Source organism: Vibrio sp. CUB2 (assembly GCF_001557945.1).
Classification (GTDB): domain Bacteria; phylum Pseudomonadota; class Gammaproteobacteria; order Enterobacterales; family Vibrionaceae; genus Vibrio; species Vibrio owensii.
In genome coordinates this window covers 97,708-111,083 of record NZ_LNRB01000014.1, presented here as the reverse complement: position 1 = coordinate 111,083, position 13,376 = coordinate 97,708, and the positions used below count along the sequence as shown (strand labels likewise).

At 44.2% G+C, this 13,376-nt stretch carries 11 protein-coding genes and 1 riboswitch; of the genes, 6 read left to right on the top strand and 5 right to left on the bottom strand.

Annotation, left to right across the window (positions count from 1 at the left end; all coding sequences use genetic code 11):
* The first annotated feature begins 36 nt into the window (after positions 1–36).
* The 5 genes from torD to ATB78_RS20290 all read left to right on the top strand — a co-directional run bounded on the left by torD (position 37) and on the right by ATB78_RS20290 (position 4,342).
* Positions 37–684 carry a molecular chaperone TorD gene (gene torD / locus ATB78_RS20310; RefSeq protein WP_009707097.1) on the top strand — a complete coding sequence of 216 codons (648 nt, stop codon included), beginning with the start codon at positions 37–39 and terminating at the stop codon, positions 682–684.
* A gap of 444 nt (positions 685–1,128) precedes the next feature.
* Positions 1,129–2,133 (top strand): HTH-type transcriptional repressor PurR, encoded by a 1,005-nt coding sequence (purR, locus tag ATB78_RS20305; protein WP_005441667.1) that lies wholly within the window; start codon positions 1,129–1,131, stop codon positions 2,131–2,133.
* A 285-nt stretch (positions 2,134–2,418) separates the two neighbouring features.
* Positions 2,419–2,508, top strand: a riboswitch (cyclic di-GMP riboswitch).
* 116 nt (positions 2,509–2,624) lie between these two features.
* On the top strand, positions 2,625–3,215 hold the full coding sequence (locus ATB78_RS20300; RefSeq protein WP_005441664.1) for a TfoX/Sxy family DNA transformation protein: 591 nt from the start codon (positions 2,625–2,627) through the stop codon (positions 3,213–3,215).
* Positions 3,216–3,335: 120 nt separating this feature from the next.
* Positions 3,336–4,025: a TVP38/TMEM64 family protein gene (locus tag ATB78_RS20295; protein WP_005441662.1), complete on the top strand. Its 690-nt coding sequence runs from the start codon at positions 3,336–3,338 to the stop codon at positions 4,023–4,025.
* Positions 4,025–4,342 carry a DUF2007 domain-containing protein gene (locus ATB78_RS20290; RefSeq protein WP_020195004.1) on the top strand — a complete coding sequence of 106 codons (318 nt, stop codon included), beginning with the start codon at positions 4,025–4,027 and terminating at the stop codon, positions 4,340–4,342. Before ATB78_RS20295 ends, ATB78_RS20290 begins: the two co-directional genes overlap by 1 nt.
* 37 nt (positions 4,343–4,379) lie before the next feature.
* Here the strand turns inward: ATB78_RS20290 and ATB78_RS20285 are convergent, their stop codons facing one another.
* From ATB78_RS20285 to topA, 4 genes are all read right to left on the bottom strand, one after another.
* Complete coding sequence (locus tag ATB78_RS20285) at positions 4,380–5,183, bottom strand: alpha/beta hydrolase (RefSeq protein WP_005441659.1); 804 nt, start codon at positions 5,181–5,183, stop codon at positions 4,380–4,382.
* A 122-nt stretch (positions 5,184–5,305) separates the two neighbouring features.
* Positions 5,306–6,763, bottom strand: a complete 1,458-nt coding sequence (gene glgA / locus ATB78_RS20280) for a glycogen synthase GlgA (RefSeq protein ID WP_061010138.1) — start codon at positions 6,761–6,763, stop codon at positions 5,306–5,308.
* Entirely contained in the window at positions 6,753–7,970 is a 1,218-nt protein-coding gene (glgC, locus tag ATB78_RS20275; RefSeq protein WP_005441655.1) for a glucose-1-phosphate adenylyltransferase, read from the bottom strand. The genes glgA and glgC overlap by 11 nt, the downstream gene beginning before the upstream one ends.
* Before the next feature lie 533 nt (positions 7,971–8,503).
* The gene (gene topA, locus ATB78_RS20270; protein WP_061010136.1) at positions 8,504–11,134 is read right to left on the bottom strand and encodes a type I DNA topoisomerase; all 2,631 of its coding nucleotides are present in this window, start codon (positions 11,132–11,134) and stop codon (positions 8,504–8,506) included.
* A 495-nt stretch (positions 11,135–11,629) separates the two neighbouring features.
* Here topA and ATB78_RS20265 point away from each other — a divergent pair, with 495 nt between their 5' ends.
* Positions 11,630–11,878 (top strand): YciN family protein, encoded by a 249-nt coding sequence (locus ATB78_RS20265; RefSeq protein WP_005441647.1) that lies wholly within the window; start codon positions 11,630–11,632, stop codon positions 11,876–11,878.
* A gap of 65 nt (positions 11,879–11,943) precedes the next feature.
* Here ATB78_RS20265 and aroA read toward each other — a convergent pair whose 3' ends face one another.
* On the bottom strand, positions 11,944–13,224 hold the full coding sequence (aroA, locus tag ATB78_RS20260) for a 3-phosphoshikimate 1-carboxyvinyltransferase (RefSeq protein ID WP_061010134.1): 1,281 nt from the start codon (positions 13,222–13,224) through the stop codon (positions 11,944–11,946).
* Between the last annotated feature and the right edge of the window lie 152 nt (positions 13,225–13,376).

Genomic DNA, 13,376 nt, shown 5'->3' with positions numbered 1-13,376 from the left:
TTTACACTTAGGGGATAACCATTTAGGAGCAAAAAAATGCAAGAAGTGAAAGCTTTTAACGAGAAACGCGCAGAAATCTATTGGTGGTTTTCTAGCCTGTTCGCAAAAGAACTGACAGAGAAAGAACTAGAAAGCTACCACAGTGTTGAAATTCGAAGCTTTTTGGCTGGCCTTGGTGAAAATGAGTCATTAAAACCAGCTGTGGATACCCTTGTTGATGCACTTAACCGCCTACAAGATCGTGAAGACGCGCAACTTGAGTTGGCTGCAGACTTTTGTGAGCTTTTCCTTAAGACAGAAAAGCACGGTGCGCTGCCTTATGCCTCTATGTACATCGGCCAATCTGGTCTGCTAAACGACAAGCCAGCAGAAGAGATGGAAAAACTGATGGCAGAGTTTGGCGTGCAAGTTGATGAAAACCTGAAAGAGCCAGCTGACCACCTAGCGGTAGAGTTGGATTTCTTGGGTAATATGATTATTCGCTCTAACGAACTAGAGCAAGAAAAGCATATGGAAGAAGCGTTCGAAAAGCAGAACGATTTCATCCAACAGCATCTTTTGACTTGGCTACCTCAGTTTGCCGCTAAATGTAAGCAGTTCGACGAATTTGGCTTCTATGTTAGCGTTGCGCAACTATTAATTGCATTTTGTAAACTGGACAGCACCTACCTTCTTGGTGAATAATTGCCGCCTATTTTAGGGAGCCTGCTATTTAGGCTCCCTATTTTATTCGTTTAGTTTTAATCTGGCTTAGAGAAACCCAACCAATTTAGCCGTGAAAATGTGACCTCAAGGGCACAAAACAACCGCTGAAAATATTGCCAGCCTGCCCACATCAGTCTAAAATGTGAGCGCAAACGATTAAATATGATTTATATGTAAACCGCTGAAATATAGCGGTTTTTGTGTTTTCTTAACATGATTGCTGACTAATTCCTCACTTATAAAAGAAGGGAATATGAGTCTCAGCAACAAATGTTGCTACAAATCTTTTTATACCGATTCGGAACAACCACTGCCAAATATCTCAGCAATGCCCTTTCTTGCAGTTGCTCGGTTTGTGCAAGACCCTAAGCGTATGGTTGTCTTCACTCACGGTATTCAGTAGCTCGATACAGGACATCATTTATGGCCACTATTAAAGACGTTGCTCGCTTAGCCGGCGTTTCTACCACAACGGTTTCGCACGTAATTAACAAAACTCGCTTTGTTGCAGAAGCAACCCAAGAAAAAGTAATGAAAGCGGTTGATGAACTAAATTACGCGCCAAGCGCCGTTGCTCGTAGCTTGAAGTGCAACTCTACTCGTACTATCGGTATGTTAGTTACTCAATCAACCAACCTATTCTTCTCTGAAGTCATCGATGGTGTTGAGAGTTACTGTTACCGTCAAGGTTACACTCTAATTCTTTGTAACACGGGCGGTATCTACGAGAAGCAACGTGACTACATCCGCATGCTAGCTGAGAAACGCGTAGATGGCATCCTAGTAATGTGTTCTGATTTGACGGAAGAGCTAAAAGAGATGCTAGACCGCCATTCTGACATTCCAAAAGTTGTGATGGACTGGGGCCCTGAGAGCTCACAGGCAGATAAGATCATCGATAACTCGGAAGAAGGCGGCTACATCGCGACGAAATACCTGATCGATAACGGTCACACTGACATCGCATGTTTGAGCGGTCATTTTGAAAAAGCAGCGTGCCAAGAGCGTATCGCTGGTTACCGCCGAGCAATGGCGGAAGCAAACCTAACGGTTAACGAAGATTGGGTTCTTGAAGGTAACTTTGAGTGTGATACTGCTGTACTGGCGGCAGATAACATCACTGCAATGGAAAAACGCCCAACGGCTGTCTTCTGTTTTAACGACACAATGGCGCTAGGCTTAATGAGCCGCTTGCAGCAAAACGGTATCAAAGTACCGGATGATGTATCCGTGATCGGTTACGACAACATTGAGCTTGCAGAATACTTTTCTCCACCGCTAACGACTATCCACCAACCAAAACGTCGTGTGGGTAAAAACGCATTTGAGATCCTTTTGGAGCGCATCAAAGACAAAGAACACGAAAAACGAGTGTTCGAGATGCAACCAGAGATCGTTGTTCGCAACACGGTTAAGAAACTAAACTAACCTCACCTGCGAACTCATTTTATAAAGCGCTCTCATGGGCGCTTTTTTAATATCTAAAAATAACTTTCCCCTAATATTTCACCTTAACAATACAACCTTAAACTTCGATAAGTTGCTGTTTTAATTAAGGTGTAGTCCATTTCCTACATCAAGCTTTTGTATGACAAGTAGATGCTCAGCAATATGAAACAAAACACATCAACTTGACGCTATTAACTGAACCAAGATCACACTTTTATATTTGAAACGTGATGTTAATTCAATATACGAAGTATTCTCAAAGAGTCACGCACAGGGCAAACCATTCGAAAGGGTGGGACGCAAAGCCTCCGGCCTGAACCATCTTATTAGATGGAAGGTAGCGGGGTTACCGATGGCAAATATGCATTAAGTGAGTTTACCCTTTAATGACATTGTGTCTGCATGCATTTGCTAATCTCTCGGACCTGATTTTTGGTGGCGTAATATTAATTGCACCGAGATAACACATCATGGATAAACCGATACTCAAAGACTCAATGAAGCTGTTTGAGGCACTTGGTAATATCAAGTCGCGCTCAATGTTTGGCGGCTTTGGGCTCTTCGCCGATGAAACGATGTTTGCACTAGTTGTGAACAATCAACTTCATATACGAGCTGACCAACAAACTTCATCTGACTTCGAGACTCAAGGACTAAAACCGTACGTCTACAAGAAACGTGGTTTCCCAGTTGTTACGAAATACTATGCTATTTCTGATGATCTATGGGATTCGACCGATCGCTTGATTGAAGTTGCAAAGCAATCTCTAGAGACAGCTAAGCAAGAGAAAAAACAACAAGCGAGCACCAAACCTAACCGATTGAAAGACCTTCCTAATCTACGCCTTGCAACTGAACGTATGTTGAAGAAAGCAGGCATTGACTCTGTCGAGCAACTAGAAGAAGAAGGTGCCCTAAACGCTTATAAAGCAATCCAAGATACGCATGCCTCTACGGTAAGCCTTGAATTGTTGTGGGCGCTTGAAGGCGCTATCAACGGTACACATTGGAGCGTCGTACCTCAGTCTCGCCGGGAAGAGTTGATGAGTGCTCTCTCGTAGAGCAATCATTTCAGCATGACATTGAGTAAAAACCGCAGTTTTCACACTGCGGTTTTTTTTTGAAATTTTTTCTTACTCCATTCTGTCTTATTATTTAAGAAGCCAAACGGAGCCATTGATATGAATAAGAAACTGATTTTAGGACTGATCCTACTCGCGACCATCATCTTTTTAGGTGTCAACTTCGGTCAATATTTAACGCTAGAAAACGCAAAAGCACAGCAACAAGCGTTAAACAGTTTCATTGACCAAAACTTCGTGTTTGCCGCCGCTACCTATTTCTTCGCTTACATTGCCATCACCGCTTTTTCTATTCCTGGCGCTGCGGTTGTAACGCTTCTGGGTGCAGCCTTATTTGGTTTTTGGACCAGTTTATTGTTGGTGTCTTTTGCCAGTACAATCGGCGCAACCATTGCGTTTTTAAGCAGCCGATACTTGTTGCGTGAATGGGTGCAAAGCAAGTTTGGGAACAAGTTAAATGCCATTAACCAAGGTGTAGAAAAAGACGGTGCTTTTTACCTCTTCTCTCTACGTTTAATTCCGGTTTTTCCGTTTTTCTTGATCAACTTGCTGATGGGTCTGACACCAATGTCAGTCGCGCGATTCTACCTAACTAGCCAAATCGGTATGTTGCCAGGCACTGCCGTCTACCTAAATGCAGGTACACAGCTCGCCACTATCGACAGTCTTTCGGGAATTGTGTCACCAACCGTATTAGCGTCGTTTGCTCTGCTTGGCTTGTTCCCAATCATCGCAAAATGGGTTATGAATAAAGTTCGCCCAGCCCAAGTTCAAAACGGAAATGCTTAATGAAGATATACATCGCTAAAAATCCTGCAGAAGCTCATATCGTCTGTGAGCTTCTCAAAACCGAACAGATAGCTTGTGAAGTAAGAGGTGAGGGAATGTTCGGCTTAAAGGGGGAGTTGCCGTTTAGCGATGATACAGACCCGTATGTTTGGCTTTTACATCCGGAGCAGAAACTAAAAGCATCTGCCATTGTTGAAGATTATCGTCAACAAGCGGAATTGACTTATCAAGACTGGCAGTGCCCACAGTGTTCAGAACAAAACGAAGGGCAATTCGGTGCGTGTTGGCAATGTGGATATCAAATAGGGGAGCCATAACGGCTCCCCTACTCTTTTGAACTCTTCAATAAATGCGTTAAGCCGCTAGACTCTGCTGCTTAATGAACTCGATGGAATGTTGGTTAAAGTCATCGGGTCTTTCTACATTACACACATGGCCACAATCGGGGATTTCTCTCAGTACGCTCAACTTATGCACCGCGACCATTTCTTTCACTGGCTTGATGAACATATAGTCTCGGTCACCCATCAAATACAGCGTCGGAATCGGTAATTCACGATCTTTGAAATATCTCATCAATGGGTTCACATCTGCCGCCAAAGTAAACCAACGCTTAAATTCTTTTTGGCATAGCTTCTTGGCTTCGCGAATAAACAAGTGTCTTGATTCTCGCTGGTTTTTCTGCGGCATCACGATATAAGCAAACAACTTGTACAACCACATGTAAGGAAGAATGTGTTTACCAAGGTTCCCCAGTTTCACCAGTATCTGTGAGCGAGTATTTAAACGAGTGACTGCGCCACCCAGCACCATTGAGCGAACACGGTCTGAAGCCAGTTCTGCCAAGTTACGCACAATAATAGTACCCAAGGACATACCGACAAAATGTGCTGATTGGATCTTAAGGTGATCCAACACTTTTAAAATATCCTGAGTAACAGCGGTAAAGGTATAGCGACTGGTAATCAGCTCTTTCAACAGTTGATTGGACTTTCCGTGACCTCGAAGATCGATGAGCAACAAATTGAAATGCTGCTTATACGCTTTGATTTGCTTAAACCAGATCGAAGAACTGCCACCAGCACCATGTACGAAAACAACCCACTCATTACTGGTAGGGTGCAAATAGGTTTTGTGGAAAAGAAGTGGCTGAGTCATGTATCAGTACGAAAAACACTTTTTGTGAAAGGGAATGGATAAATGCTACCACACTCCATAAGGGTAAGATAATAAAGGCACCTCATTCGGTGCCTTTCGTTACACTTTTTAAAGATTTTGCGTCAATTTAACGCAGCTCTATACAGTTGCAAATACTCTTCTGCCGCTTTTCGCCAACAAAAGTCTTTTTGCATAGCATGAAGTTGTACACGTCTCACTTCTGTCACATTTTGTGCGTAAAGCAGAAGTGCTCTCAACATTGTCAGTAATAGACCTTGCGGCGTTGGTTCATAGAAAACGAACCCCGTTGCTTCGGCTGGATCCACATCGTAGTCATTCACGCTGTCTTTCAAGCCACCTACTCCACGAACGATTGGCAAAGTACCGTAAGCCATGCTGTAGATTTGGTTCAAACCACAAGGTTCGAATTCAGAAGGCATCAGGAAGAAATCCGATCCCGCCTCAACCAAGTGTGCTAATTCGTTATCGTACGCTTCAACAAAGACAAACTTATCCGCAAATTGCGCCGCTACATCTCGTAACTGCGCCGCGAGAATTGGATCGCCCGTACCAACTACAACAAGCTGAACATCGTGTTTTAGAAAGTCTGCCAACGCAGGCAATAGATAGTGCACACCTTTTTGCTGTGTTAGACGACACACCATGCCAAACATAGCGCAATCTGATGCTTCAAGTCCCAACTTTTCTTGCATTGCTTTTTTACATGCGTTCTTACCACGAACCATACTTTGACGATTGGCTTTATAGCTAAGCGGCAAGTTTGAATCGGTTTCTGGATTCCACGCACTGTAATCACATCCATTAAGGATGCCTACCAAATCACTAGCACGTTGCTGAAACTCCCACGCCATGCCGTGGCTTCCAAGCTCAGTTTTCAACTCTTCGGCATAAGTTGGGCTAACAGCATTGATTTTATCTGCGTTCATTACCCCTGCTTTCAGCATAGTAATGTGCGTTGCACTTACTGCAGCATCTGGCACATTTCGGCTATGGAATTCTGGCAGACATTGAACATCGTCATAGCTAAACACGCCTTTGAACACCGCATTATGGATTGAAATAACACTGCGAGTATTAGCAAAGAAAGCGTCATGGCCGTAACGATGTTTTAGCAGAAAGGGAACTAAGCCTGTGTGCCAGTCATTGGCATGAACAATATCGGGCTGAAAGCCAAGCTTTGGCAGCATGTCTAGGCAAGCCGCACTGAAAAACGCGAAACGCTCGCCGTTATCCGTGTAGGCTTGGTTGTTTTCCGCGTACATAGACGGACGATTGAAATAAGGAGGACAATCAATCAAATAAACCGGATTATCCCCAAGCGTTAACTTAAGGACACGGTAAGCAGTATGAGGCCAACTTGTTAGCTCTGTTTCCAGAACCGTTTCCGCTTCTGACAACTGTTCAATACCAGTGTAGGCAGGAATAGAAATTCGTACATCTTGCTGAAGGTTTTGAAGGGCTTCCGGCAGTGCCTTGGCTACATCAGCCAAGCCACCACTTTTGATCAGTCCTTCGACTTCAGACGCTACAAACAGAACAGACAAATTGTTAGTAGCCAACACGTGCTCCTTTTGGAATTACGACAATGCCATCATCTGACACATGGTAGTGTTTTTTATCTTCTTGTAGATTTACACCAATTTGCGTACCCGGCGCAATATCTGCGTCTTTATCTACAATCACGCGACGAAGAACACAACCTTCCCCGACCTTCACATCACCGAGCAAAATACACTGGCTGATGTCACACGCTGAAGCAATGTTACTGCGGAAACCAAGTACTGATTTTTCAATACGAGAACCACGTACGTAGCTGCCGTTACATACTAGACTGTCGATGATCTGAACTCGACCATTTACAGAGTCAGTAAAGGTTGCAGGTGGCAATGGTGGGTAGTAAGTATGCAGTGGCCATTTGCGGTTGTAGAGAGAGAATGGTGCGTCTTTCTCAAGCAGATCCATATGTGCTTGCCAGTACGCATCGATTGTACCTACATCACGCCAGTAAACTTCTTCTTTCTCACCTGTAATGCGGTTCATGCTGAAGTCATAGACAAACACATCACCACGAGGGAACATCTTAGGAATGATGTCTTTACCAAAGTCGTGGGTAGAGGCTTCATTATCAGCGTCTTCAATCAATTCTGAGAACAGCGTTTGAGCTTCAAAGATGTAGTTGCCCATAGAGACAAGCGCATGCTCTGGATCACCAGGAATTGATTTTGGGTTTGCAGGCTTTTCTTCAAAGCCAATCATTCGACCTTCACTGTCCACTTCGATAACACCAAATTGAGAGGCTTCCGATAGCGGCATGCGCAGTGCCGAAACAGTCAAAGATGCTTCTTTTTCTTGGTGGAAAGCAAGCATCTGTTTAATGTCCATTTTGTAGATATGGTCTGAACCAAAGATACATACTTGATCCGGCTCCGCCAACTCCATAAAACGTAAATTTTGGTAGATGGCATCGGCAGTACCTTCATACCAACGCTTGCCAGTACGCATTTGCGCAGGAATTGGGTCGATAAAACGGTCTGTAATGCCATTAATGTTCCAACCCTTTTTCAAGTGATGGAATAGAGATTGAGATTTGAATTGAGTGAGGACGTAAATACGCATTAAATCCGCATTTACAAAGTTATTCAGAGCGAAATCAATAAGTCGGTAACTTCCGCCGAAAGGGACCGAAGGTTTACTGCGGGATTCCGTTAAAGGTCTCAAGCGAGAGCCTTCACCGCCAGCAAGAATCATTCCCAAAACACCAGCCATTCGTTGTTCTCCATATATAGTTATAGCTTGGAACTGGTATTCACTTGAAATGAGCAGAACTCGGGGAGTCAAGCGAATACATTATTGCATCCGCACTGATAAGTTTCTTTGAACCCTCACAGCGCGAACTAAAAAAGCTATTGCACATCCTCGTACGCACGCACCTTCGTTGTTTTTTATTTTTGGTGCTAAATAACCGCATACAGTTGCATTATTTGTGTAATAAGTTATCGAACTGGAACTAAATTACAATTTAAAATATGCCATTCCGTGTTGTATACAGATGTTGCTTACTCAATACGGTATCTTGGTCACACTATGAGACGCAAACGATTACATTGTGAAAACAATTTACAAACCGATTAACTACACAAGCGCAGTTTTGCGACAGGATACGATGAAACTATGACCGTTCTATGAAAACAGAATGGAGAAAATTTGAATGGAAACAATTGATGATGTGAATGTTTTATAGAATAACAAGCAAAAAATAAGGCAGCGTATTCGCTGCCTTATTCGTTCTAATTTATTACTTAAGCTTTCGGTTTCTTGCGCTTGTCTGTGATTTCCCACTTACCGTCAATGAATAGCGCAGTCCAACCACTTGGTTTGCCATCATCTTCAGTACGCACGTAGTTCTCTTTGCTCTTACGGCTAAAACGAACCACTGCAGGGCGACCATCTGGATCCGCCGCTGGTGCTGTCGTTAGGTATTTGAACTTCTCTGGAAGACGCTCTTCAAATCGAGCCAGTTCAGAAACCAATGGCGCACGCGTCTCACGTGATTTAGGGAAGTTACTTGCCGCCATGAATAGGCCAGAAGCACCGTCACGAAGAACAAAGTAAGCGTCTGAGTTTTCACATGGTAGTTCAGGGAAGTGAACTGGGTCTTCCTTCGGTGGCGCAACTTCGCCATTCTTCAGAATCTTACGAGTGTTCTTACACGTTTCACTCGTACAATCCATGTATTTACCGAAGCGACCGTTCTTAAGAACCATGTCAGAGCCACACTTGTCACACTCAACAACTGGGCCATCGTAGCCTTTCACTTTGAACTCGCCATACTCGACGATGTAGCCTTCACAGTTCGGGTTGTTACCACAAACGTGCATCTTGCGTTTATCGTCGATCAGGTACGCATCCATCGCCGTTTCACAGATAGGACAACGCTTCTTAGCACGCAGTGCCGCGGTTTCCACGTCTTCTTCTAGAACGTTGATGATGCCTTCTTCGTCACCTAGGTTGATGGTTGTCTTGCAACGCTCTTTAGGTGGCAATGCGTAACCAGAACAGCCAAGGAACACACCGGTAGACGCGGTACGAATACCCATTGGACGACCACAAGTTGGACACTCAATATCTGTCATCACAATGTGATTCAGTTTCATGCCGCCTTCGTTTTCGTCTTGTTCCGCTTTCTCAAGATCGCCCGTAAAGTCTGTGAAGAAGTTGTCTAGGACATCTTTCCACATCACGTCACCCTCGGCGATTTGGTCAAGCTTCTGCTCCATACGAGCCGTGAAGTCGTAGTTCATAAGATCGTTAAAGCTGTCATCTAGACGGTCAGTAACAATCTCACCCATCTTCTCTGCGTAGAAACGGCGCTGGTCTACTTTCACGTAGCCACGATCTTGGATCGTAGAGATGATCGATGCGTATGTAGAAGGACGGCCAATGCCACGCTTCTCAAGTTCTTTAACCAGTGCCGCCTCTGTAAAGCGTGCAGGTGGTTTAGTAAAGTGCTGCTTAGGCTCAAGCGATTCTAAGTCTAGCTTATCGCCCAACTGAACTGCTGGAAGAATCGTGTCTTCGTTTTTACCCATTGGGCGTTGTACGCGAGTCCAACCATCAAACTTAAGGATACGGCCTTTCGCTTTCAGCGTGTATTCCGCAGCTTTAACGCTGATAGTGGTTGAATCGTATTCTGCTGGTGTCATTTGACACGCGACGAATTGATTCCAAATCAATGAGTAGAGCTTGTGAGCGTCAGTATCAACACCTTGTAGGTCTTCTGCTTTCACCGCTACATCGGAAGGACGAATCGCTTCGTGCGCTTCTTGTGCGCCTTCTTTGCTACCGTATCTTAACGGATTAGCAGGAAGGTATTTATCGCCATACTCTGAACCGATGAAGCCACGAACTGCATCTACCGCTTCTGCACTCAAATTGGTTGAGTCAGTACGCATATACGTGATGTAACCCGCTTCATACAGACGCTGAGCCAGCATCATGGTCTTCTTAACACCGTAGCCTAGGCGAGTACTCGCCGCTTGCTGAAGTGTTGAGGTAATGTATGGAGCAGACGGCTTACTCTTCGTTGGGCGGTCTTCGCGCTTACAAACTTCGTAGCTTGCTTTTTCCAGTACCGAAAGCGCTGCTTTGGTCTCTGTCTCGTTGACAGGCTTAAACGCAACGCCATCTTTTTGCGCAACAAGCAGTTTGAATGCCGTCTTATCTTTGGTGTGTGTATTCGCGTTGATGTCCCAGAATTCTTCTGGAATGAAAGCGTTGATTTCACGCTCACGCTCAACCAATAGTTTTACCGCTACTGACTGTACACGACCCGCAGACAAGCCACGTGCAACTTTCTTCCATAGCAATGGAGAAACCATGAAACCTACTACGCGGTCCATGAATCGACGTGCTTGCTGTGCGTTAACACCATCCATATTCAGCTCACCAGGCGTCTGGAAAGCTTGTTGGATTGCATTCTTAGTAATCTCGTTGAAAACTACACGTTTGTATCGCTCTTCATCGCCACCGATGATCTCACGAAGGTGCCATGCGATAGCCTCTCCCTCGCGGTCCAAATCGGTTGCGAGATAAACGAAATCAGCGTCTTTGGCTAATTTTTGCAGTTCACTAACAACTTTTTCTTTGCCTGGAAGGATTTGGTAATTCGCATCCCAGTCATGATATGGGTTAATCCCCATTTTTTTGATTAGCGCTTTGCGGTCTTTTTCTTTTTTGACACGCGCTTTCTCTTCCGGGCTCATTCCTTTAGTAGAAATGGCAGCGGCTTTTTTCTCACCAGTGCTTTGACCGGCCGTAGGCAGATCACGCACGTGACCAACACTAGACTTAACAATAAAGTCTTTACCAAGGTATTTATTTATCGTCTTAGCCTTGGCTGGTGACTCCACTATAACGAGCGATTTACCCATAACTGACTCTAACGTCCTTCATAATAATGCGGGTAACTGCCCCCTAAGGAAGCTACCCGCATAATGTTCTATTTCATTGCTTCTTTTTTTACTATTGTGCGAGATGAAAAGAAGATCAACTGCTTTTTTGAAATTCAGATCCGATTGGTTGACAATTCATCGCCTTTCTAATTTGACGAGGCAGGGTTCTGCAAAAGGTCTTGAGCGGCATATACTAAGCAGGCAAAGATTCCTCCCGCTAGTCGAATTCAATAAATTTTGTCTCTCATCACAAAATATTTTTTCTTTCACGATCAGAGCCTAACCTTAGATTACGACGCTGAGATAGCGACGATTTGCATATAAGAATCACTTACCGTGTTGCTTCTATATAAAGAAGTAAAACCTCTTGGAACAATACTGGTAAAACACGTAATCAGAGATTTAGGTATGCAAACCCATGATGTTTGTGGGTATACTGCTGCCACTTAAGATTTATTGAATGACGAGAACGTTATGTCTGATAGAAAACACATTGAAGAGTTCGACCTTCTTTTGATCGCTAACCAAATCATCCAAGAACACGATGACTACATCGAAGGTATGCGTGCAACGAGCGTAGTAGAAAAAGACGATGTATTGGTATTTAAAGGCGAGTACTTCTTAGATGAAAAAGGTCTGCCGACCACCAATACTACAGCCGTATTCAATATGTTTAAGTACCTTGCGCACCACCTGTCAAAAGAGTTCACGCTGAACAAATAAGCGCTTCAAAATTCAATAAAAAAGCCAGAGTCTCAACTCTGGCTTTTTCGCTTCAATAAACTGAATTAACAGCTCAATGCTTTCAGTTTATCAAAGTAATCTGGGAAGGTCTTGGACGTACACTTAGGATCGTTAATCGTCACAGGTGTATCGCTTAACGCCACCAGAGAGAAACACATCGCCATACGGTGATCATCATAAGTATCAATCGCAGCGTGCGTAAGCTGTGGTACAGGCTTAACGATGATGTAATCCTCACCCTCTTCCACTTCTGCGCCGACTTTACGAAGCTCAGTCGCCATTGCAGACAGACGGTCAGTCTCTTTCACGCGCCAGTTGTACACATTACGAATCGCTGTTGTGCCTTCTGCAAACAGAGCTGTCGTTGCGATGGTCATTGCCGCATCTGGAATATGGTTGTAATCCATGTCGATACCTTTCAGCTGACCAACACGTGAAATCACGTAGTCATCGCCCCATTCGATTTCTGCACCCATTTTCTCAAGTGCATCAGCGAATTGGATATCACCCTGAATACTATTTTTACCAATACCTGTGACTTTCACTTCACCACCTTTGATGGCCGCCGCCGCCAAGAAATAAGAAGCTGAAGACGCATCACCTTCGACTAAAAAATCACCCGGAGCAATGTAATGCTGGCCAGCAGGAATAACAAACTCTTGATAGTCGTTATTGACCACTTCTACACCAAACTGCTTCATGATATGCAGAGTGATATCGATGTAAGGCTTTGAAACTAGCTCGCCTTCAATATTGATGCGAATTTCGCCCTCTGCCAAAGGCGCTGACATTAAAAATGCCGTTAAGAATTGGCTAGAAATCGAACCATCAATCGATACAGAACCAGATTTAAGGCCAGTACCGACGATTTTCAGTGGTGGGTAGTTTTCGTTTTCTAGGCAAGTAACGTCTGCACCAGCCGCTTGAAGGGCTGTCACTAAGTGACCGATCGGACGCTCTTTCATACGAGGTTCGCCAGTCAATACGTATTCACCTTCACCTAAGCACAGTGCAGCAGCGAGTGGACGCATCGCAGTGCCGGCATTACCTAAAAATAGCTCTACAGGCTCAGAGACCGAAAATGGACGACCGAGACCTTCAACGACACACTCGGTTTTATCTTCCGATAATTGATATTGAACGCCAAGCTTTGTCAGTGCGTTCAACATATGACGAATGTCATCGCTGTCGAGAAGGTTTGTCAAACGAGTAGTGCCTTTTGCTAAAGCAGCAAGCAATAGAGCTCGGTTGGAAACGCTTTTTGATCCAGGAAGGTTCACTTCCCCGTGAATTTTATTGATGGGTTGTAACGTTAGGCTTTCCATTAAAAGTTGATAATCCTTTGTGCTCTCACTTCACGTTTTTTTGAGAGCTAAACAATTCTTCGTGGATTCAGACTAACGAAAAAACCATCACAAAACCAGAGTAAATCCATGCTAATTTTTGAATAATTAGTCAGCTTAGATTTTACTGTGCA